The sequence below is a fragment of the Allocatenococcus thiocycli genome (assembly GCF_921292965.1).
GTDB classification, from domain to species: Bacteria; Pseudomonadota; Gammaproteobacteria; order Enterobacterales; family Vibrionaceae; genus Vibrio; species Vibrio natriegens.
Genome location: NZ_CAKLCK010000012.1, coordinates 1 through 22,825 on the forward strand (window position 1 = coordinate 1; position 22,825 = coordinate 22,825).

A 22,825-nucleotide genomic window follows, 5' to 3' on the forward strand; every position below is an offset into this window, starting at 1 on the left:
CTCTTACGCAAGTACAATTGCAATTTGAGGTTTTGACTCAACATATTGAATCCCAGTTTCCACCAGAAACACTAAAAGGCGACATCAATAAGGGGCAAGCGGCAATTCAGCGTGGTCGGCAACTGATTGATATCATATTAAGAGAGGTCAGCGACACATCGCCCGAACAAGAGCCACAAGTAGCAACTTCTATTCACAACGCGGTGAATCAGGCGATCACTCGCTATGGTTTTGAGAACGAAAAGAGTCTCGATCGAGTAAAACTGCCTCAACAAGATGATTTTGTGGTGATGTTAAATGAAACCCTGTTTAACTTCGTTATTTTTAACTTGATCCGCAATGCGGTTTATTACTTTGACTCTTATCCTGCAAGTCAAATTGAAATGAGTACTCAAACTGGACCGTATGAGAACGTATTAATCTTTCGTGATACCGGGCCTGGCATCGATAACACCATTGTGCATAAGATCTTTGACGACTTCTTTTCCTACCAAAAAAGCGGTGGGAGTGGTCTGGGGCTAAGTTATTGTCAGCGAGTAATGCGTTCATTTGGCGGGCGAATAGAATGCCACTCTGTAAAGGGAGAGTTCACGGAGTTCTATCTTTACTTTCCTGTCGTACCGAACTCACCAAAAGCAGAAACGTTTATGGTTAACTCGGAACACGGAAGCAGTGCAAAAGACGAAGCTAAGTCTAATGTAATGAAAGAGTTAAAAGTCGGCGAACATGCACCAACAGTGCTCATTGTTGATGATAAAGAGGTGCAACGCACATTAGTTCAGCTGTATTTGAAACAATTAGGTGTCCAATGTTTGCAGGCAAATAACGGCGCGACTGCAATAGAGATGATTCAATCTCACAAAGTCGATTTGGTTCTGATGGATGTGCAAATGCCGGTTATGAATGGTTTTGATGCCAGCCAACGTATTAAAGCAATCTCTCCTTCCGTCAAGGTCATCGCGTTATCAGGGGAATCTGGAGATTTAGAGCTCGCACAGATTTCTAAACTCATGGATGGCCGCTTGAACAAGCCAACAACCTTAAATGCGTTGCGAGAGGTAATACAGACGTGGCTCATTCAAAACCAACCCACTGAGTCAAACTCACTTTAAATTACTTGGCATAGCTTATGCTTATACAAGTAGAGCTACCTAAATCATAGCATTAGGCACGGGTAGAAAAATGTTAAAGGGAGATGACAATGTTACCCAGCAGAGACACATATCGCAGCTTGATTCATCATGGTATTAAAGCACTATTGTTAGATCGTATCGGTCACTATTCCGAAAATGAGTATCACCAATACCTCAATCTGATGACGGGCAAGTCATCATGCGGCATCATGACCAATGACGAACTCGCTGCCACAGTAGATAACCTTTTGTGTGAAGGCTATTTAGAAGATGTCAAAACGCGTATCCCCCAATACCAGAATGTCGCCTAAACTATAAATTAGAGACAAGGATTGCCGCCATTGTCGCGGCAATTTTTGTATCCAATTGTCTCGAGCTATTCACATTGCGTCAGATTCCGCTAGACTGTGAACAACTCAATAACCAGGTAGTTTTCTGCAACATGAAGCAAATTCTTGATTTTATTCCACTCATTGTCTTCTTTGCCTTGTATAAGATGTACGACATTTACGTTGCGACCGGAGCACTCATCGTCGCGACCGCTATTCAAATCGTCCTGACGTTTGCGCTTTACAAAAAAGTGGAAAAAATGCAGTTAATCACTTTCGTGATGGTGGCTGTATTTGGTGGCATGACCATATTTCTCCACGATGACAACTTCATCAAATGGAAAGTGACCATTGTTTACATGGTATTTGCTATTGGTCTTGCGGTCAGTCACGCGATGGGCAAATCAGCAATAAAAGGGATGCTAGGAAAAGAGATCTCTCTTCCTGAAAACATTTGGACACGCATCAACTGGGCTTGGGTCGGCTTCTTCTCTTTCTGCGCAGGCTTAAACATTTATGTTGCCTACGAACTGCCACTCGATGTCTGGGTTAACTTTAAGGTGTTTGGTCTGCTGATAGCGACATTCAGTTATATGATCGCTACTGGTTTTTACATCTACAAACACATGCCAAAAGAGCAGAAAAATAGCTCCTCCGATGTTTCGGTTGATGAATAACGGCTCAGCTTTGCTATAATCCGCGCAAATTATTTTTAACAGCGACCTTCGGGTCGCTGTTTTGTTACTGTTCCAATTAATATTTGCGCTTGTTATCCATCATAGTAACTAACAGAACATCCTGGCAGATGAAAATGCTTGGGAACTTTTACTTACTGAGATTGGTCCCATTTAAGCGCTGACGATGATTTAGGATGTCACAATGAGCCAAGAATTTAACTCTCCGAAAGGCCAACTACTGCTTCGTACCCTCGCAATGCCTGCTGATACCAATGCGAACGGCGATATCTTTGGTGGCTGGATTATGTCTCAGCTTGACTTAGCTGGTGCTATTTTGGCGAAAGAAATTTCTTCCGGACGCGTCGTCACCGTTTCTGTTTCGAGCATTACGTTTAGAAAACCAGTGAGCGTCGGTGATGTCGTCTGTTGTTACGGTGTATGTAAAAACATCGGCCGCACTTCAATGAGTGTCGACCTTGAAGTATGGGTGAAACCGGTGAAAGTAGACGGCATTGAAGATCGCTTTATGGTGTGTGATGCAACCTTTAATTACGTCGCGATCGACAGTGAAGGTAAACCTCGCCCTATCGCAAAATAGGTTTGAAACGGTTCTAATAGAAGGAAAATTCTCACATTTTCTATTGTTAACTTGTGAGAGCCACCAAAAAGTCGTTAAATTAGGACTTCAACCTACCAATTAAGGAACTATGCTATGTGGTATGTCATCTTTTCTCAGGACATCGAGAATTCATTAGAAAAGCGTATGAGTGTTCGCCCTCAACACCTGGAACGTTTGCAACAACTTCAGGACGAAGGACGACTTCTAACCGCAGGCCCAATGCCAGCGATTGATTCTGACAACCCAGGAGAAGCGGGATTTACCGGTTCCACCGTCATAGCAGAGTTTGATTCTTTGGAAGACGCAAAAGCCTGGGCAGATAAAGACCCTTACGTGGCGGCGGGCGTTTACGAAAACGTGATCGTCAAACCGTTCAAAAAAGTGTTTTAATTTATGAAAAAATTACTGTGTTTGTTTCTGGCGCTTGGTGCGCTAGCAGGCTGTACGTCTACCGCGGATAAAGAGCGTCAGCTGGAACTGATGGCATCTAATCGTGCCGGTGTTCTCTCTGCTGGTCTACCTATGGAATATGGACCTCTGCAAATTATGCGGGTTTCTTCTAACAAGAATGTCGTTGAAATGATGATGATTTATAACGACGGCGCGATGGGAGCGAAACCATTAGCACAAATGCTTAACTCGAGTATCTACACATTTTGCCACAAACCAGAAATCCGAGATCATATCAATATGGGTTTAATGTATAGAGTGAAAGTGCGTAATACGCGCGGTCAATTGATGGCGGATGAACTGATTTCAGAACAACGCTGTAGCAATTAATCACAGTAATTTGCCGAGCGAGCTCAGTATTGGATACCGTCCAAGCATCGCATTTGAATGGCTGGTTAAAAGATACAAAAAAGCAGGGGCTCACCCCTGCTTTTTCTTTAACTGCTGTTTATGCTAGCTCAGTACGCAGCTTTTTCGCTGCCGAGACTAAGTTCGCCAACGCTGCCTCTGTCTCTGCCCAGTTTCGTGTTTTTAGACCACAATCTGGATTCACCCATAAACGTTGTACCGGAATTTTTTCTGCCGCTTTCTTGATCAGACCTTCAATCCACTCTTCACTTGGAATGTTTGGTGAGTGAATATCATAAACTCCAGGACCGATTTCATTTGGATAATTAAACTCTTCAAACGCTTTTAGCAATTCCATGTTTGAACGTGATGTCTCAATGGTAATCACATCTGCATCCAGTGCCGCAACTGAGTCAATGATTTCATTGAACTCGCTGTAACACATATGAGTATGAATCTGCGTCTCCGGCTTCGCACTACCTGCAGAAATCTTAAACGCATCCACAGCCCATTCCAGGTAAGCTTTATGATCACGCTTCTTAAGCGGTAACCCTTCACGAATCGCAGGCTCGTCAATCTGGATGATATTAATGCCTGCATTTTGTAAGTCAGAAACTTCATCTCGCAGCGCCAGCGCCAACTGTTGGGTGATCTCCTTACGAGTAATGTCTTCACGCGGGAATGTCCAACACAGAATCGTAACAGGGCCGGTCAGCATTCCTTTCATTTGTTTGCTGGTCAAAGATTGTGCATACGTTGACCACTCAACCGTGATTGGTTTTTCACGCTCGATATCCGCAACGACAATAGCAGGCTTCACGCAGCGAGAACCGTAACTCTGAACCCAACCGAATTTGGTTGTTTGGAAACCAGCCAGGTTTTCTGCGAAGTATTCAACCATATCGTTACGCTCAGCTTCACCGTGCACCAACACGTCCAGATCCAGAGCTTCCTGACGTTTTACCGCATCAGCAATATGCCCTTTCAGTGCGGAAATATAATCTGATTCAGAAAGTTGACCAGAGCGATACGCGCTGCGCTGAACACGAATTTCACCGGTTTGAGGGAAAGAACCGATAGTCGTGGTTGGCAACAGCGGTAACCCCAGTACTTCGGCCTGATGCGCAGCACGCTCAGGATAAGGAGCACTGCGTTGTGTTAGCTCCGCGGTGATGCGATTAATACGAGCCTGCACCTGAGGTTTATTCACGTGGGTCGCCGTTTTACGCGCATTGATTGGCTGGCTGTAGGTGTCGCATGCCAGAATCGCATTTTGATCGCCGTCCAGTGCTTTACCTAACAGGGCTACCTCGGTAACTTTCTGTTTAGCAAAGGCGAACCAGCTTTTTACTTCTTCACTCAGCGCTGTTTCAAGCTCTAGATCTACCGGGCTGTGCAGTAATGAGCATGAGCTTGCAACCCACAGCTTATCGCCTAGCTTCTCTTTTACCGGTTGTAATCTCGCCAGTTGCGCACTTAGATCCGCTCGCCAAACATTGCGTCCATTGATAACGCCAGCCGATAACACCCAACCTTGTGGTAGTTTTTCCACAACTTCATCAAGCTGGTCTGGCGCTGCAGACAAGTCAATGTGCAAACCATCAACAGGTAACTCGACAATTTTGTCCAGTGTATCGGTAACAGCGTCAAAGTAAGTCGTTAGCAGCACTTTTACGTCACTGCGTATGATTTGATACGCCAGTTTAAATGAATCCGCCCATTGACTTTCCAGCTCAAGAGACAGAATAGGCTCATCAATTTGTACCCATTCCACACCCAGTGCAGCCAATTTAGCCAAAATTGCTTGATACGCGGTGAGCAATCTTGGTAACAATGACAGGCGGTCAAAGCCTTCTTCAACTTCTTTACCCAAGTACAAGTAACTTAATGGACCAAGTAGAACAGGCTTAACCTTGTGTCCCGCGTTAACGGCTTCACTCACCTCTTCAAATAGCTGCGGCCAGCTCACCTCAAAAGTATCGTCTTTGCTAAATTCCGGCACAATGTAGTGGTAGTTGGTATTAAACCACTTAGTCATGTCAGAGGCTGCTGCGCCTGCACAGCCACAACCAGCCTGTGACTGGCCTCGACCAACCTTGAACAAAGTATCTAGGTTAGGTGTGCCCTCGGCATGACGCTTTGGTACGTGGCCCAGTAACAATGTTGTTGTCAGTACGTGATCATACCAGGCAAAGTCGCCGGCAGTGGCAAAACTCAAACCCGCATCGCTTTGTACTTGCCAGTTGTTTGCTCTTAGCTGCGCGCCAACCTGCTGGAGTTGTGCTTGATCGATTTCTCCGCGCCAGTATTTTTCCTGCGCAAATTTCAGTTCGCGTTTTTCACCAATGCGTGGGTAGCCAAGTATGTGTGTGATTGTCGCCATTTCCCTAGTCCTTATTATTCAGTTTATTTTGGTCAGAACATCTCTGGCTTAACCGGTAGGATGTCTGGATGGCTAAACTATCTCTCTCAGACTAAAATTGGACAAGGTCTAAATATTCAACTTGTTTATTAAAAAAATTCATAATGCGATCGTAAAACGCACCAATACCTTTAATTAATAGACGTCTAGACGTTTACATTTCTATATTTTGCAGTTAAGTTAATTAAGTTCATGGTGAGCATTAAAGGATGAAAGAGATTCATGATAGAGCTAAAACACTTGCGTACTATTACCTCGCTTCGAGATACGGGCTCGCTGACGGCCACGGCAACTGCGTTGCATTTGACTCAATCAGCTCTTTCGCACCAAATTAAGGATCTGGAGTCTCGCATTGGTGGGCAGTTGTTTCTTAGGAAAACCCGCCCGGTGAAATTCACTTCAGAAGGTGAAATTCTATTGCGCCTTGCAGAAGATATTTTACCGAAACTCGCTAGAGCAGAGAATGAACTGGCAAGTTTGAAAGAAGACGTTAATGGCCGATTGCACATGGCTATCGAATGTCATTCTTGTTTTCAATGGCTGATGCCTGCCCTTAAGGAATACCAGTTGGCGTGGCCTAGTGTGACGCTGGATTTTTCTTCAGGCTTTGGATTCGAGCCTTTACCTGCCCTACTCGCCGGAGAGCTGGATTTGGTTATTACTTCGGATATTCAGCCGCGTTCAGAGGTGCACTACGAGCCTTTGTTTGACTTTGAAATGCGCCTAATCACGTCCACCAGCCACCCACTGGCTGATAAAGCGATTATTGAACCTCAAGATCTTGCCGATCAAACCATGCTCTCTTATCCGGTTCAAAAACAGCGACTTGATGTGGTTAAACACTTCTTACAACCAGCCGGTGTGGAGCCAGCTAAGTGGAAGCAAGCAGACAACACATTGATGTTAGTACAAATGGTATCGGCTGGATTAGGGGTTGCTGCGCTGCCGAACTGGGCCATTTCAGAATTTTCTCGACAAGGATTAATTACCAGTAAGCCATTTGGCAATGGGTTGTGGCGTCGCCTGTTTGCAGCTGTTCGAAACTCAGAGAAAGACAAACGCTATTTACAGGCGTTTTTCGCGACCGCAAGACAACAATGTAAAAGCCACCTCGATGGCATCAAGATGGCTTAAGAATGGGAGATGTTGAACGTTGTTAGCGTTCGTACGATTTGAATTGGTTTGTGAGAGGGTCGTACTGGTAGCCAAGCATATCCAGCTTGCCTACTACCGACTCTGTATCCATTTCATAAGTCGATACTAATTCGTCAAAACTGTCACACTCTAAGCGTAGTTTTTCGTTGACGATACCTAACAGAATAATGCTATCCAGATTACCTACATTGCTTAAATCCATCGCGACACTCCTCTTCGACAAGGTTTATACCCCAAATAACCTCAAGTGATCGGGTATATATACAGCGTAGACATAATCTGGCGAATTTAAAGTGAGCCCACTCTAGATCGTGAGCTCACAAACGGGATATTAAGCGATCATTGAAAACAAGCTTTGCAGGCTTGTCATAGAAACAAGAGCAAATAAGAAAGCGATACTAAGCTGCACTTTCTCAGGTTTTTTATGGGTGAAAATGTGCCAACACCAAACCACAATAGAAGAGATCAACATCGCCAAGGCAATGAATATTGGTTGAGTTGCGGCACTTAATGCTGCCTCATCCAACTGGTAAGAGGAAAACAGCGTCGCAATCACCAACAACATGCCAGATACAATACCGGTTACTGGTAAGATTCGATGAAACGCTTGTAAACGGCTACGCGCAATCGTAAGTAGCAGTTGAGAGAATGAAGCCCCAAGAAAGAAGATCATGAACGCCATTGCAAACGCCGCTGGCCAGTTAGCCTGTTCAAATACTTGAATGCTGACATAGGCAAACGCCAAACCATTCGCCAGGTGCAATGCCCAAATTGGCCCTTTCTCACGCGTTTTTTTGGTCTGAACCTGAGAATAGAAATAGAAGATCGCAAACACCACCATAAACGCCTCAATGCGCAATGATGCCACTGCCAGCCACATGACTCCTATTGCAGGTAACATTTTGTGTAGACGACCTCGCTGACCCGGACAAATATCGCCCTTGATTAAAAGCAAAGTCAGTAGCGCTTGTGCGCCAAATAACATAGGAGGAAAAGTAACCAGCAATTGTTGAATCATGATGTAGCAAGCTCAAAAGTCGTTTGGGGTGGCGATAATAACAAATCACCTATCGCCAAACCACCTAAACCCTAAAGGGCCATTAATCGGCTCTGTTCTCCTTTCGAACTCACTTCGACAGCATTTTCTGATTACGTATTGAAGGCAGAGGCTTTCATTACCCCGAACCCAAGCTAAATAAACTCTGGCAATATTTAGCTTGCTTCAGATCCGTGGCTGGCACAGCCGGGGAAAACAAATACCCTTGAAGGTAATCGACCCCAAGGTCGGCCAGAATACGCCGCTCTTGTACTTGCTCGACGCCTTCTGCAATCACTTTTACTCCCAATTGGTGAGCCAGTTCGGTGATCATTTTAACAATGTAATAATTACTGCTGCCCTCATGAATATCCGCGACAAACTTACGGTCAATTTTGAGTAGATCAAACTGTCCTTTTCCGAGATAAGAAAAAGAAGCGTAGCCGGTACCAAAGTCATCAATGGCGATTTTGATCCCTTCTTGCCTGATCTGCTTCAAGGCTTGAGTATGCGCTTCATCTTGCTCAAAGTAAGCCGATTCGGTTAATTCTAATGTCACCAGTTCAGGATTGACATTGCTGGATTTAATCAAATCTAATGAACGTTGCAACACCTGTAATACATCTAACTTAGTGTTGAGAGAGCGGTTAATGGACAGTCCTACATTATCGTCATAGAAGCCTTGTAATTCAGACCAGCGCTCCAGCGCGATTCGACAAACCATATCATCTAATTCGGCGATTAATTCCAGATCTTCGATAACCGAAATCATCTCTTGCGTAGTGTAACTACTATTTTCATGGTGAAACCGCGCTAACGCTTCAAATCTAATGACTTTACCTGAGTAGGTGTCCACAATCGGCTGAAAATAGACATCCACAAGTTCGCCATCGATTTTCTTTTGAAGGAAGGCTTCTAAGTGCTGGCGTTTTAGCAGCTCGGTATGCAGCGTGCTGTTATAAAAATTGAAGTATCCTCCTTCACCTACTTTAGACGACACCATCGTTTGAACCGCCAAAGCTAGCGCCTTTTTGGGACTGCTCGTATCGTAACCAAGTACGGAAACGCCAGTTTGTCCTTCAACAATCGTGTCATGAACCATTGTGCCCATCTCACTTTTTAATTCCGTAAAGAATCCCTTCATAGCCACTTCGATTAGCTTGATGGTACTTAGCCACTGGCAACGCGGTGTTTGCAAGCACACGACAAATACATTCCGAGTTAACTGACCGGCTAGCTTTGTGTAGCGGCTGCGCGTGATAAAGTCAGCAAACCCTAGCTGCTGCTCCACTAAGCGCTTCTGACTAAAGTTCGGCCTCAGCGTCATGATGATATTGAGATCTTGATGGCCGCTCTCTCTGGCGAAGTGCTCTAGTTTGTTTTCAAATTGGTCTTTTGTGGGCAAAAACGAGAACCAGTCTCGTTCCTGTTCGCTATCGTTGTTCATCCACATCAATACCCTTCTATGTGTTACCGTTGCTGACTCACCCATTACCTAGCCCTTCCTTCTTAAACCCTAACTTCGAATGCAGTGGCTAAATGCGACTGACGTAGCTGCCTGACTCTCAATATTGCTCTGTATAATCTGATTATAAACGTGAACCACAATAAGGGAGCAGTTGCTTATTGGTTGTATTGATATTGGGACACCTCACACCAAGACCCTAATAACTATAAGGGCTTCGGGGTAATCGTAGATAAAAATTCATTGAGAAGTCCGTCGAGTTTTTACAATCCAAATAAAACTCGATGAACTAAGCTTGAATAAACAAGTTTGGTATAGATACCTGATCATCAAATCGCTATAATTCGCGCTCCCTGGAACAGAGAGCAAAATATGACCAACAACATCACTCCTATTCATGAGTACAAAAAATACTGGGCCGAGTGTTTTGGTTCGGCACCTTTCTTGCCGACCAGCCGCAAAGAAATGGATGCCCTAGGATGGGATAGCTGTGACATTATCATTGTGACAGGGGATGCCTACGTGGATCACCCAAGCTTTGGTATGGCGATCATTGGCCGTCTACTAGAAGCGCAAGGCTTCAGAGTCGGTATCATTGCTCAACCAGAATGGCAGAACAAAGACGCATTCATGCAGCTTGGTCAGCCAAATCTGTTCTTTGGGATCACAGCGGGTAACATGGACTCCATGATCAACCGCTACACCGCAGATAAAAAACTTCGCCACGATGATGCGTACACACCGAATAACGAAGGTGGTAAACGTCCTGACCGCGCGACCTTAGTTTATTCACAGCGTTGTCGTGAAGCCTATAAAGAAGTGCCTATCGTACTAGGTGGTATTGAAGCCAGCCTACGACGCGTTGCGCACTATGACTACTGGTCAGATAAAGTTCGTCGCTCGATTTTGTTTGATGCGAAAGCCGACATTTTGTTATTTGGTAATGCTGAGCGTGCACTGGTTGAAGTGGCACACCGCATCGCAAACGGCGAAAACATTTCTGACATGACGAACATTCGTGGTACAGCGGTTAACCTGCCTGCAGCGCCAGACAGCTATACCATCATCGACTCGTCTCGTATTGAAAAACCACGTAAAGAAGCGTTCGTACCTAAGAACCCATACGAGGTAGAAACGCAGTGCGACACCAAAAAAGACGAACCAGCTGCGGCGCAGCCAATCACTATTCGTCCGTCACGTCATGATGCTAAAACCACAGCGGTACGTTTACCTAACTTCGAAAAACTTAACAACGACCGCATTCTATATGCGCACGCAAGCCGTGTGATGCACCTGGAAACCAACCCATACTCTGGACGTGCGTTGATTCAACGCCACGGCGATCGTGAACTTTGGGTTAACCAAGCCCCGATTCCGTTGACCACAGAAGAGATGGACTTTGTGTTTGGTTTACCATACGCACGTGTCCCTCACCCTATGTACGGTAAGGCGAAAATCCCTGCGTATGACATGATCAAAACATCAGTGAATATCATGCGCGGCTGTTTTGGTGGTTGTTCATTCTGTTCGATTACCGAGCACGAAGGACGAATCATCCAGAACCGTTCTAAAGAATCGATCATTAACGAGATAGAAGAAATTCGCGACAAAGTTCCCGGCTTTACCGGCACGATTTCCGATCTTGGTGGCCCTACCGCGAACATGTACCGTCTGGGTTGTAAAGATCCGAAAGCAGAAGCGAACTGTCGTCGCCCTTCTTGCGTGTTCCCAGGTATCTGTAACAAGCTAAACACAGACCACAAGCACACCATCGACCTTTACCGCGAAGCGCGCAAGGTTGAAGGCGTTAAGAAGGTAATGGTAGCGTCGGGCGTACGTTACGATCTTGCGATTGAGTCACCAGAATACGTGAAAGAGTTGGTCACTCACCACGTTGGCGGTTACTTGAAGATCGCACCTGAGCATACTGAAAAAGGCCCTCTGGATCTGATGATGAAACCAGGCATGGGTACGTACGACCGCTTCAAAGAAATGTTCGAGAAGTACAGTGCTGAAGCAGGTAAGAAACAGTATCTGATCCCTTACTTTATCTCTGCGCACCCTGGCACTGAAGATGAAGATATGCTGAACCTTGCTCTTTGGTTGAAGAAGAACAACTTTGAGTGTGACCAGGTACAGAACTTCTACCCATCGCCGATGTGTAACGCAACATCAATGTACTACTCAGAGACTAACCCTCTGAAACGCGTGAAGTACAAACAGCGTGAAGACATTCCTGTCGCTAAAGGTGAGCGTCAGCGTCGTCTGCATAAAGCTCTGCTGCGTTACCACGATCCGGCAAACTGGCCCATGATTCGTGAAGCATTGGTTAGCATGGGCAAAAAACATCTGATTGGTGACAAAGCCACTTGTTTGGTTCCGGCTGAAGACATTGATGCGCAAACGCCAGCGCAGCGTCGTAAATCCGGCCGCCACGGTGCAAACCGTTTTGCCACGAAACACACCAAGAATCAGCCTGGTTTTGGTGGTCACCTTGAGAAACGCTCTGAGAGTGGTTCTCGTGACGGCAAGCCTTCTGGCAACCGTAATGGCGCAGGTAAAGCGCAAGGTGGTCAAGGTCGTGGTAATAACAACGGCCAGCGAGCAGGCTCTAACTCAAACCGTCCGAATGGCGGTAAGCCACAAGGCCAGGGCCGCCCTCAAGCTCAGGGTAAACCAGACGGTCAGCGCAAACCTAAGCGTCGATAACCATCGAAACAACGAAATCTAATAAAGGGCTCCAGAAGCAATTCTGGAGCCCTTTTGTTTTGCGTGTTACGCTTTCAATCAGTCACTTATACTGGTGAATCGTTTATAACATTGACAACTTTTTCACGCTTATAGTGAATAATGTTCGTCAAGGGCAAACCGACATTGCCGAGATTGGATAAGAATGAATGAAACGTGTACTTTTAGTAGAAGATAATCGAGAAATCGCTGGAATGCTGTTCGATTATTTCGAGTGTGCTGGCATGCAGCTTGATTACGCTGACAACGGAGAGCTTGGCCTTAAGCTTGCCCTTAGTAACTCTTTCGACATTATTTTGCTCGATTTAATGTTACCGCGTATGGATGGTTTAACGCTGTGTAACAAGTTAAGAGACGCAGGAAATAATACCCCTGTACTCATGCTGACCGCTCTAGATAGTCGCGACGATATGCTGAAAGGCTTTGCCCATGGAGCGGATGACTACCTGACTAAGCCTTTTGACCTCGATATTCTCGAAGCTCGCATGACTGCGCTAATAAAACGCTATCGTGGTAACGTTGCCTCAAGCCAACTCCAGTACGGTGAAGTAACGATTGACCAAAAAACGCACCAGGCGTATCGCCAAGGCAAGCAGTTGGCACTAAACCCAACCACTTACACCATTCTAGAAATGCTTGTACAAAGCGCTCCAGAAATCGTAACCCGAGAAGACATTGCCTTTCGTTTATGGCAAGAAAACGAGCCAAATAACGATGTGCTTCGCAGCCACATTTATCAGCTGCGCGGACAACTCGATAAACCCTTCGAGGAGCACTTGCTCAAAACCATTCCTAAAGTCGGCTTCCGTTTGGAGCCGGGAGCATGATTCGTCGCTTACTCGGTAATACGAAAAGTATGACCGGTCGACTCGAACTGTTTTTCTTGCTGGTTTCCGTCGTGATCGGATTGCTCTGCTTTGCGTTAGTAAGTGGATCACTGCTGTGGTCAGAAGATCGCGTCGGTGAGCGCCGAATTATGATCGACAAAAAAGAAGCAATCGAACATTTTAAACAGACGCCTTCCGAGGGAGTCATAAAGCTTGATCTTCTCACAACGGCATACAATGACATCAACCTCGTTCCCGATTTTTACCGCCCTTTCTTGCAAGATAAACACTATTTTTTAGGTGAAGCCGGCGAAGAGCCCTATACACGCATGATTTACATGAGCACCTACATGCAGGATGGTGAGGAGCATCCCATCATCTTGATTTCGTTAATTGATGAAATCGAGATTACATGGAGCGAGTTTTCTTATGTTATCGGGTTGGTTCTGGTGGTGGTACTTGCACTGATTTTTGTCTTCGGCAGCTTGTTACTCCGCTTGTCTCAGCGATTAATTGAGCCGATTAACACTCTGAAAACGCAATTGGATGAGCACCAAGGCGATACATCAAAGAAGTTTGTTGTCCCGCCAGGTTCAGCGAAAGAGTTCGAAGCCCTTGCCTCTCAACTTAACGAGTATCGCAACGAGGTAAATCAGGTCATTAAGCGAGAACAAGCCTTTGCACGTTACGCCAGTCATGAGCTCAGAACGCCACTGACCGTCATGAAAGGCTCCAGTAGCTTATTAGCCAGAAATTCCAGCACACCATTTCAGGAACGACAGGTTCATCGTATTCAGGACGCAACGCAGCAGATGTCTACCATGGTCGACGCATTGCTGGGATTAGTTCGTTATGAGCGAAATTCGGATGATAGCCCTGTACGGAGAATTTCTGAGCAGGAGTTGCGCCACATTGTTTCACTTAGTCAGGCACAGGCTGATGAAAAGTCTCTTGAGTTTGAAGTGACGGTAACAGGCAGCCCACATACAAGAGCAACAACCGCTGTGCTTAATATCGTTCTGAGTAACCTGATTCGAAATAGTATTGCCGCAACTTCTAAAGGCAAAATCTACGTTGAAATGAGCGACGATACTTTGTCTGTCCGAGATGAAGGAGAAGGCTTTTCTTCCGTTCCAGACTCTGACGGACACGGTTTAGGGCTCATGATCGTTGATGACTTGTGCCGCCGCTATGGCTGGCAGTTTGTGATCAATACGCACTCATCAGGCGGGTGTGAAGCTTTGATCAATTTGGCATCTGAACATACCGACGAATAACCTTAAAAAATCAATGGTATTTTTAAGCCTCCCCGCTTTTGTTCTCTTAGCGATAACGGTAAACTGTGCCACCTTTTAAAATGATCAGGTGACACGGTTTATTCCGTCAGGCATCACATGAAACTCTCTGAAAGCCCAATCACTCAACACAGCTTTAACGGTCAGACATTCTTTCTAAAGCGCGATGATTTACTGCACTCCCACTTTTCTGGGAACAAAGCACGTAAATTCATGATGTTATTAGAAGATCAGGATCCAAATGTTACGACTCTGATTAGCTATGGCTCCGCCCAGTCTAATGCGATGTATTCTCTGGCTGCACTCGCAAAAGTTAAAGGGTGGGCATTCGAGTTTTATGTCAGTCATATCCCGGAGTGGTTAAAAAGCGCTCCTATTGGTAATTATCGGGGCGCACTCGATTTGGGAATGCAGATAACAGCGATGAAAGACGTTGGCAGCGAGCTTCACCCTAGCCAATACATCTCGGATATACGTGGATTGGATGAAACTACGCTGTTTATGCCTGAAGGAGGACGCTCTCAAATTGCCGAAGGTGGCGTAAAACAACTTGCGCGCGAGATTCTCGACTGGACTCGCTTCAGGGCAAAAGAACAGTTTGCGGTTGCGCTTCCTTCCGGTACTGGCACCACCGCATTATATCTGCACAAGTATCTTAACCCTCATGGAATAGAAATCTTAACCTGCCCGTGTGTGGGAGATGAAAACTATCTAACTGAGCAGTTCAATATGCTGGGCGAAACCAGCCATCCGCAGGTTTTATCGGTACGGAAAAAACACCATTTCGGACGCCTGTATAAAGAAGATTATGAGACATGGAAAAGCTTGTACGAACAAACGGATCTGGAGTTTGATCTCCTTTACGACCCCTATATGTGGCAATGTCTGGCTTCGTGGCGAAAAGAGAACCCAGACAAGACACTGATCTATGTTCATCAAGGAGGGATTCTTGGCAACGAGTCAATGCTGCCAAGATATCAACGAGAATTTGACTAAACGCGCAGCCCTAGACAGCGCCTCGAAGACCTATTTGATCAACGCCAGAATATCTTTAAACTCTGGCGCTCGACAATCTTCCACCATTTCGTAAAGACACATTTCCAGACCCGTTAATACGACACCATTGGCGGTTAACTTCGCCAGTGCAAGCGCCTTGTTCGCAGCCGTACGCGACGACACACAATCGGTCACAAGTTCAACGCGGTAGCCCGATTGACGCAAAGAAAGCGCAGTTTGATACACACAAATGTGGGACTCAATGCCACAAACCAACCATGTATCCACTTTGGCATTTTCTACCGCTAGCTTAAAACGTTCTTCTTTGCAGCCATCAAATGTGTACTTGGTAATAGGCAAATGTGCTGTCTCTAACTCCACTCGAATAGGCTCAGAGGTTGGCCCTAGCCTTTCAGGGTTCTGCTCCAGCCAGAGAATTGGCAAGTTCAGTGCCTTAGCTCCTTTGACCAACTTGGCGACATTTTCAATCAGCTGGTCACTTTCATGCACTAATGTCGCGAGCTTGCCTTGTACATCCACGACAATCAAGCCAGTGTTGTCTTTCGATAACATACTTCCCTCCTTTATGTGGTGCTTGACACCCAATAAAACCAGTTGAATATCGATAATGACCTAATATGCGCTTAGGTTGGAGAACCTGCGACGGAAAGAGAAGGCTCGCTCACACTATTTTGAATCGCCATACCTCTTGTTATTTAAACTTTTCTCGAAACAGTTCAATTAACGCAACCACTTTGTTTGGCAGAAACAGAGCAGACGGATAAATAAGGGTCAAATGCTGCTTTGGGTGAGCGATTTCGGGCAACACTTCGACAAGTAGGCCATCTTGCAACGAGGGCTTTGAATGTGTCTGAGGAATAAAAGCAATACCATTGCCTGCGATCGCCATTGAACGTAACAGGTTGAGGTCATCAGACTTTAATGCAACATCCAGAGCAGGATCTAACAGGTTCGCGTTATAGCGATTAGTCAGCAAGCGATGATGCTTAAGATCGTCCAAAGACTCGATTGGAGGGTGAGCCTCAAGGTACGCTTTTGATGCCACAAAATGACTGGTATACGGCAACAGACTAAATTGAATATAGCTGTCATCGGTCACTTTAACGACGCTGGGCAAAAGCTGAAGATCAAACGACTGCCGTTTAAGATCGACACTCTCTTGATGGTTTTCGATCTCCACAGAGATATCTGGGTAACGCTGAGTATATTCTGAAATAATCGCACTAAACGCAGCCGAGCTCATTAACGCGGATGGTATTGCCAATCGCACCTTCCCTGAAAGCTCTTGCTGGTACTCATGCATTGCACTCAAACCCTGCTGGATATGATCGACCGACTGTCCGACCAACTCAAATAAACGTTTACCGTGCGCAGTTAGTTCAATGCTTCTGGTAGTACGGATGAGTAATTGCACACCCAACGCTTTTTCAAGTTCCTGTAATCTGCGGCTCACCTTGGAGCGTTGCAATTGGTTCGCCTCAGCCGCCGCACTGATCCCACCATGAACAACAGTCTGGGTGAACAGATAAATATCATCTAAGCTTACGTTCATTGTCCTATTTTTAGGTCACTTATGTTGGTGTTATCATTCTACTGAATTGTTAGTGAGTTATCTATAATCGCTTTCTTTAATCTATCTCCGGAACTTTCAATGACTGCTGACCAACAATTCAGACACTGGATGCGCACATTAATTGTCCTGTTTATCGTTCTATTCTTATACATCGTCATTGCTGACCGTCACGCTCCATTAACCACCGAAGGTCGGGTTCAGGGGTATGTTGTTCAATTAGCTCCAGAGGTCTCTGGTAAAGTCACCGACGTGCTGATTTCCAATAACCAGGAAGTCCGCAAGGGCGAAGTGCTATTTAAGATTGACGATCGCAAATACAGAATCGCGCTTGAGCAAGCGAAGTTGTCTCTGCAAGCCGCATACGAAAAAGAGGCAACCCTATATTCTCAGCGAGAGGCAGCAATTGCCAATATCGCCAGAGCGCAAGCGACGTTTGATAATGCACATCGGGAATACGTGCGCTTGCAGAAGCTATCAAGTAAGAAAGTCATCTCCCAATCAGCACTCGATGATGCTTTCGCACAAAACCAGGTATCTAATGCCGCATTAAAGGCGGAAAAACAGAACTTAAAAGTCATTGAAGCCCAGCTTGGTGATCAAAAAGGTCAAAGTTCCGCCGTGCGCATCGCTCAAAATGGTATCGACAAAGCGATGTTAGACTTAGCCAATACCGAAATACTCGCGCCAAGTGATGGTGTGGTAACTAACCTACAACTGGAAGCCGGCACCATGGCGAATATTAACTTGCCGCTTTTAACGTTCGTACCAACGGGTTCTATGTGGGTTGCTGCTGACTTTCGTGAAAAATCGGTCGCTGGCGTCGACAAAACCTATCATGCCTTAGTCACTTTCGATGCAAATCCCGGGATGGTTTACGACTTTGATCTATCCAGCAGAGATTACGGTGTCGCCGCAGCGCAACAAACACCAAATGGCGCATTGACAAAAGTGGAAGTGAATAACCGTTGGGTACGTGATGCTCAGCGCACACGGGTTAATCTCACCAGTGACGAAGCATTACCAAGCGCCCTATTCGTCGGCTCTCGTGCAACCATCGTTTTGTATCCGGACAATAGTGTTTTCTGGCAGATGATGGCTAACGCTCAGATTTACCTCGCGAGTTGGTTCCACTTTATCTACTAGGCGGCAACATGAAAACCTTACGAATTTGGTTCGGCTGCTCTTTAGGTCTCGCATTGAGCATGCTGTTTAACTGGTCATATGGATTCTTTGCCATCATGGTACCGCTGTTTATTCTGGGAAGAATTGACCGTTTTGATCTCCCGTCGTTACTGATGGTGTTTTTCTCCGCCGTTTGGACAACGCTGCAGGCTACTTTCCTGTTGGAGTACTTACAATTCCATCCGGTGCTGATGACTGTAGCGGTCGGCATCATGATGCTGTTTAAATGTATCGCGATGATGAATCCTAAAACGTTCTTATTCGGCTACATGGGGCTGTTAGTTGGCTCCATTGTGTTGAACTTCGCCAGCTACGATTTTATGGATATCGAAGAATTCAACGTCAACATGTGGGTCATCACCTTGTGTAATATTTTTGTTTGTGCACTCGCCTACTGGCTGTTTCCAGAGCCTGATTCACCAGCCGAAAACATCGCAATCTCTACTCCCGTGAAAAGAGATATCGATTACATCAGCCAGGTCGCGATGGGTTGGGTAGTCGCGATGGCTGCATTTATCGTTTTCCAGGTTGCTGATTTGTATGATTCGTTGTCTGCACAGGCGTCCATATTGATCATCCTGACGCCAATGACTTTAGCCGGTTCAATGGGCATGGCGAAAATCCGCATAATAGGAACAGCGTTAGGCTGCATCGCAGGGATGGCTGTGCAATTAATATTGGGCAGTTGGTATGGCCATGGCTTACTTTTCTGGCTGGCATTTACCATTGCGATGGGGCCTTTCTGCCTCTGGCTGACCAAGGGGCAAATAAAAGCTGCGATTGCGTTTTCCGCCATGTCGGCGCTATCAGTGCCCTTAACAACGTCATTGGTTCCAGAGCAAAAGGATGCCTTTTTCTCAATCCTGTACCGTTTCAGCTCCATTTTTGTGGCGGTGTTACTGACCGCAATGGTGATTTGGGTCGTCCATCACTGGATTCGAGTCATGTTATTGAAACACTCCGAAATGCTCCAAAACAACGTCACCCAGCATTAGAAAGCACCATTTGCTGACTGACTGGTTTTCTATACATCGCCGCAATCATGCGGCTTTTTTTCTATATTAATTCGTCGTTATATAAATACATTACGAGAATAAAATAATAGTGCTCTCTAAATGAACAGTTAGATATAAAGATAGATATATAAAAACGTTTACCAACATTAATATTTAATTGGCTTTAACAAGCGTAAAAACATTATGAGTATTCCGTAAAAATAAATTACCCATTTCTAATGTTAATCTATAATTAAGTCACTCTCATTCTCATGTTGTATTAACTTGAGGCCATATTTATGAAGTCAGCTCTTTATATTTCAACTCTTATTTCGGTAAGTTGCGCTTTTAGTGTGTACGCAGCAGATGATTCACAAGCTTTATTGGATGACGCATTGAGTGCAGCCCCTCCAACCATTCGTGACAAAGTAACGGTGATGGACTGGAACAATAACGTCCTTCAAGAAGGGTCCAGTCAATATACCTGTTTCCCTACTCCTCCTCAGTTAGAGGGCACTGCAGCAATGTGTATGGACGGAGCGTGGATGGAATGGGCAGATGCCTGGATGAATAAAAAGCCATTCCAAGCAAAAGCATTGGGTATTTCTTATATGTTGGCCGGTGATGGTGGCGCCAGTAATACCGACCCTTATGCAGAAGGAAAAACCGACGACAATCAATGGATAGTCGAAGGCCCTCACTTGATGATTATTACTCCGGACCAGGCACTACTCGATTCACTACCAACCGATCCCTATTATGGTGGTCCCTATGTCATGTGGAAGGGAACACCATATGCTCATATTATGATTCCTGTTGGTGCAAGAAAATAGCGCCGTATTAAAAAATCCGATATTCCAGTGTTGGAATATCGGATTTATTTTAGGAAATTAACTAGCTAACCAAATTCTTGCTAATATTCCCATCGGCGTGGAAATACCCGTTGTAATAGAGGTTATCTCACCATTTCTTAAAACATAAATGGTGGGGGTAACAACGACTTTCCAATCTTGCATAATTTTACTTTTAGGATCATTGATATTATTGTATCGATAATCTTTAGACATCATAAACTGTTTCACCCGCTCCTCATTTCCTGAAGAACCAGAAACCCCAATTACCGAATAGTGATCACTTATCCAATTCATACTTGGGCTAACAAATTTACATGCCGGACACCATGTCGCCCAAAAATAGACAACCACGGGTTCTTCATGACTTTTCTCGATGACATCAACATATTGACCACTGCTCATGAACGCGCTCAACGCTGGCGCGTTTTGTTTGGGTATATCTTTGGTGCGGTACCAATCCATACCAACTGAAACGACGGTAACAATGATCACAATTTGTAGGAGTTGGAGTAGCCAATGTTGCCATGATTTACGACGGCTTTTAGAGCTCATTAACTGTTTCCCCCACTCGCTTGTTTGATCGCACTGACGACAACATCCTCTGTAAGAATGACGGGCAAGGGGATGCCTTGGGGTGCTGCTGGCCCATAGACGATATTAAAAGGGACGCCGTAACGCCCATATAGACGTAGGAAATCCGTTACGGAACTTTCAGGGTGAGTCCAGTCGCCCTTCAATGTCGCGACACTTGGGCTTTGTAATAACGAATACACCGGATCTTGCCAGATCACCCCGATCTTGTTCGCTTTACAAGTGATACACCAATCTGCAGTGACGTCTACAAATACGACTCTTCCATTTGCAACATGAGAGTCAATCGCTGTGTTTGACAGCCTCTGCCATGCAAGGTCTTGTGGAAGTGGTGTCGCCCACTTGCTGGCAGTGAAGCTAGCAAGAAGCAACCCACCTGCAATCAAAAATACAGAAGCGGAACCCGTTATCGCCAGCATTTTTTCGCCGTAAACGGTTTTGACCCTCGCCATGATAAAAATAAACCCGGTCAAGCCAGCCAGAATGACCCAGAACAACGGTAAGCGATTAGCAATCAAGGTCAGCAACCAAATACTGGTTGCCAGCATCATCACACCAAAACCAACTTTAACCACGTTCATCCACTTACCTGGTTTTGGCAATTTAAGCGCAATACTCGGAAAGACAGCGACCAGAATCCACGGCAACGCCATACCGATTGCCAACGCAGTAAAGACGGCAAACAACGTAAACACATCAGCCCCAAGTGCGAAGGCCACCGCCGTACCCAGAAATGGCGCAGAACATGGTGTCGCAAGTAAAGTCGCAAACATACCCTGAACATAGTGGCCAATAAGAGTGTTATTGCCTTTGGAAGCCAGCCACGTATTCGTGCCAGATGAAAGACGAATTTGAAATAGCCCCAGCATATTGGCGCCAAAAAGCCCAGTAACCAGCACCATCAAGCCAAGAAACCAAACGCTCTGGAACTGTACACCCCACCCGATCGCACTGCCTGTCATTTTAAGCGCAGTGATAAAACCCGCCAGAATCCAGAACGACGTCAAAATTCCCAATGAAGAAGCGACGAACTGTGCGCGAATCTGACGACGTTCGACCCCGTGAGCAGTAACGATACTACTCAGCTTCATCCCAAGCACAGGAAGAACACAAGGCATGATATTAAGAATCAGACCACCAAGCAGAGCAAAAACAAATACGCTTGTTAAAGACGTATCTGGTAACGCATCTACGATCGCTGCAGCTTGCGCTTGGCTAACCTCTTCCGCTAATAAGTTATCGTCCTTGATTGAAACAAACAGCGGCTGGTTATTAAGATCAATATCTCCCAGCCAGGTATTCACTTTATATCTAGCCGTCAGAACATTGCCTTCCAAATAAGTTCCTTTTAACTTGAAGCTGTAATCTCGCGTGGAGTCATCAACACCATCTACTAATATCTGCGGATGATTCCAACCTTGGGTATTTGTCAGCTTTACCTGCAGTGTTGATTGATTGACATCCCAATTTGCCTGCGTGACTTCAATAAATGGCGAAGGTTGCGGAACATTACTCAGTGCTTGTGCATAACGAAACATCACCTCTTCATCAACCTGTAAATCTGAAGGCAGAAACGTCAGTTGAATTGGATAGTCCGTCAAAACACAAATCGTGGTGCAGGAAGACAACGTTAATACCGCATCAATAGCAACGGGTTTGCTCATGTCTTCGATATGCAGCGTGATAGGGAATAAAGTGTCGCCCTTGTAGCCCTGCGTCTCTATGCCCAGTAGTTCGAACTTTTGTGGGTAGGGCCAAAGCCAATCGACTTTGGTCAAATTTTCCGACGCTTGCCAGTCAATAGAGGGAGCAACCCCACCTTCACCCGGTGAGCGCCAATAGGTTTTCCAATCTCCCGATAGCTTTACATCCAGATAGCCAGTGACCGTTTTGGCTTGAGGATCTTGTAATCCGGTCAGTACAAAGCGTGTTTGTACCGGTGGATGTTGAGGGTTGCTCATCCAGCCAGTGTCGGGTGTCTGAGCGGGAAGTTGGAGAGAAAACAAACTTAACAGTAACGTTGTCATGAATATCAACGCGACTCGAGTCATTTTAGTCATATCATTCATAGTGATTCCTGATTAAAAACAAGTGTAGAAGTTCGCTGGC

21 protein-coding genes and 1 pseudogene are annotated in these 22,825 nt (G+C 45.5%); 14 read left to right on the top strand and 8 right to left on the bottom strand.

Going from position 1 to position 22,825, the window contains the following annotated elements; all coding sequences use genetic code 11:
- From L9Q40_RS05560 to L9Q40_RS05585, 6 genes are all read left to right on the top strand, one after another.
- A partial coding sequence (locus L9Q40_RS05560) for a hybrid sensor histidine kinase/response regulator (RefSeq protein WP_498792558.1) occupies positions 1-1,112 on the top strand: 1,112 nt, incomplete at its 5' end.
- 89 nt (positions 1,113-1,201) lie between these two features.
- Positions 1,202-1,444 carry a hypothetical protein gene (locus tag L9Q40_RS05565; protein WP_014232417.1) on the top strand — a complete coding sequence of 81 codons (243 nt, stop codon included), beginning with the start codon at positions 1,202-1,204 and terminating at the stop codon, positions 1,442-1,444.
- Between the two features lie 131 nt (positions 1,445-1,575).
- On the top strand, positions 1,576-2,139 hold the full coding sequence (locus tag L9Q40_RS05570) for a septation protein A (RefSeq protein WP_014232418.1): 564 nt from the start codon (positions 1,576-1,578) through the stop codon (positions 2,137-2,139).
- A 202-nt stretch (positions 2,140-2,341) separates the two neighbouring features.
- Positions 2,342-2,737 carry an acyl-CoA thioester hydrolase YciA gene (gene yciA / locus L9Q40_RS05575; protein ID WP_014232419.1) on the top strand — a complete coding sequence of 132 codons (396 nt, stop codon included), beginning with the start codon at positions 2,342-2,344 and terminating at the stop codon, positions 2,735-2,737.
- A gap of 114 nt (positions 2,738-2,851) precedes the next feature.
- Positions 2,852-3,148 (top strand): YciI family protein, encoded by a 297-nt coding sequence (locus tag L9Q40_RS05580; RefSeq protein WP_014232420.1) that lies wholly within the window; start codon positions 2,852-2,854, stop codon positions 3,146-3,148.
- A gap of 3 nt (positions 3,149-3,151) precedes the next feature.
- Complete coding sequence (locus tag L9Q40_RS05585) at positions 3,152-3,538, top strand: GspS/AspS pilotin family protein (protein WP_014232421.1); 387 nt, start codon at positions 3,152-3,154, stop codon at positions 3,536-3,538.
- Positions 3,539-3,656: 118 nt separating this feature from the next.
- On the opposite strand, the gene metE is transcribed toward L9Q40_RS05585, so the two are convergent.
- Positions 3,657-5,939, bottom strand: a complete 2,283-nt coding sequence (metE, locus tag L9Q40_RS05590) for a 5-methyltetrahydropteroyltriglutamate--homocysteine S-methyltransferase (protein WP_498792560.1) — start codon at positions 5,937-5,939, stop codon at positions 3,657-3,659.
- 261 nt (positions 5,940-6,200) lie between these two features.
- Here metE and metR point away from each other — a divergent pair, with 261 nt between their 5' ends.
- Positions 6,201-7,112 (top strand): HTH-type transcriptional regulator MetR, encoded by a 912-nt coding sequence (metR, locus tag L9Q40_RS05595; protein WP_118118872.1) that lies wholly within the window; start codon positions 6,201-6,203, stop codon positions 7,110-7,112.
- Positions 7,113-7,134: 22 nt separating this feature from the next.
- On the opposite strand, the gene L9Q40_RS05600 is transcribed toward metR, so the two are convergent.
- The 3 genes and pseudogenes from L9Q40_RS05600 to L9Q40_RS05610 form a co-directional block, all read right to left on the bottom strand.
- A complete protein-coding gene (locus tag L9Q40_RS05600) occupies positions 7,135-7,335 on the bottom strand; it encodes a DUF4250 domain-containing protein (protein ID WP_014232424.1) in 201 nt (66 codons plus the stop codon).
- 129 nt (positions 7,336-7,464) lie between these two features.
- Positions 7,465-8,151: an HI_1241 family integral membrane domain gene (locus L9Q40_RS05605; RefSeq protein ID WP_498792563.1), complete on the bottom strand. Its 687-nt coding sequence runs from the start codon at positions 8,149-8,151 to the stop codon at positions 7,465-7,467.
- Between the two features lie 157 nt (positions 8,152-8,308).
- A pseudogene (locus L9Q40_RS05610) lies at positions 8,309-9,625 on the bottom strand (EAL domain-containing protein); the annotation flags it as partial.
- A 381-nt stretch (positions 9,626-10,006) separates the two neighbouring features.
- On the opposite strand from L9Q40_RS05610, the gene L9Q40_RS05615 reads away from it, so the two are divergent.
- The 4 genes from L9Q40_RS05615 to L9Q40_RS05630 all read left to right on the top strand — a co-directional run bounded on the left by L9Q40_RS05615 (position 10,007) and on the right by L9Q40_RS05630 (position 15,500).
- Positions 10,007-12,343 (top strand): YgiQ family radical SAM protein, encoded by a 2,337-nt coding sequence (locus L9Q40_RS05615; RefSeq protein WP_498792565.1) that lies wholly within the window; start codon positions 10,007-10,009, stop codon positions 12,341-12,343.
- A 188-nt stretch (positions 12,344-12,531) separates the two neighbouring features.
- Positions 12,532-13,209, top strand: coding sequence for a response regulator transcription factor (locus L9Q40_RS05620; protein ID WP_329351333.1), 678 nt, complete (start codon positions 12,532-12,534; stop codon positions 13,207-13,209).
- The gene (locus L9Q40_RS05625) at positions 13,206-14,486 is read left to right on the top strand and encodes a sensor histidine kinase (protein ID WP_498792568.1); all 1,281 of its coding nucleotides are present in this window, start codon (positions 13,206-13,208) and stop codon (positions 14,484-14,486) included. The genes L9Q40_RS05620 and L9Q40_RS05625 overlap by 4 nt, the downstream gene beginning before the upstream one ends.
- Before the next feature lie 117 nt (positions 14,487-14,603).
- Positions 14,604-15,500 (top strand): 1-aminocyclopropane-1-carboxylate deaminase/D-cysteine desulfhydrase, encoded by an 897-nt coding sequence (locus tag L9Q40_RS05630; RefSeq protein ID WP_498792570.1) that lies wholly within the window; start codon positions 14,604-14,606, stop codon positions 15,498-15,500.
- A 30-nt stretch (positions 15,501-15,530) separates the two neighbouring features.
- On the opposite strand, the gene L9Q40_RS05635 is transcribed toward L9Q40_RS05630, so the two are convergent.
- Both L9Q40_RS05635 and L9Q40_RS05640 read right to left on the bottom strand, forming a co-directional pair.
- Entirely contained in the window at positions 15,531-16,073 is a 543-nt protein-coding gene (locus L9Q40_RS05635) for a hydrolase (RefSeq protein ID WP_239947494.1), read from the bottom strand.
- A gap of 139 nt (positions 16,074-16,212) precedes the next feature.
- Complete coding sequence (locus L9Q40_RS05640; protein WP_329351326.1) at positions 16,213-17,073, bottom strand: LysR family transcriptional regulator; 861 nt, start codon at positions 17,071-17,073, stop codon at positions 16,213-16,215.
- A gap of 99 nt (positions 17,074-17,172) precedes the next feature.
- On the opposite strand from L9Q40_RS05640, the gene L9Q40_RS05645 reads away from it, so the two are divergent.
- From L9Q40_RS05645 to L9Q40_RS05655, 3 genes are all read left to right on the top strand, one after another.
- On the top strand, positions 17,173-18,237 hold the full coding sequence (locus tag L9Q40_RS05645) for an HlyD family secretion protein (protein ID WP_498792573.1): 1,065 nt from the start codon (positions 17,173-17,175) through the stop codon (positions 18,235-18,237).
- 8 nt (positions 18,238-18,245) lie between these two features.
- Positions 18,246-19,271 (top strand): DUF2955 domain-containing protein, encoded by a 1,026-nt coding sequence (locus L9Q40_RS05650; protein WP_498792575.1) that lies wholly within the window; start codon positions 18,246-18,248, stop codon positions 19,269-19,271.
- Positions 19,272-19,570: 299 nt separating this feature from the next.
- On the top strand, positions 19,571-20,104 hold the full coding sequence (locus L9Q40_RS05655) for a hypothetical protein (protein ID WP_498792576.1): 534 nt from the start codon (positions 19,571-19,573) through the stop codon (positions 20,102-20,104).
- A gap of 57 nt (positions 20,105-20,161) precedes the next feature.
- Here L9Q40_RS05655 and L9Q40_RS05660 read toward each other — a convergent pair whose 3' ends face one another.
- Positions 20,162-20,677, bottom strand: coding sequence for a protein disulfide oxidoreductase (locus L9Q40_RS05660; protein WP_498792578.1), 516 nt, complete (start codon positions 20,675-20,677; stop codon positions 20,162-20,164).
- Complete coding sequence (locus L9Q40_RS05665; RefSeq protein WP_498792579.1) at positions 20,677-22,785, bottom strand: protein-disulfide reductase DsbD family protein; 2,109 nt, start codon at positions 22,783-22,785, stop codon at positions 20,677-20,679. The genes L9Q40_RS05660 and L9Q40_RS05665 overlap by 1 nt, the downstream gene beginning before the upstream one ends.
- Between the last annotated feature and the right edge of the window lie 40 nt (positions 22,786-22,825).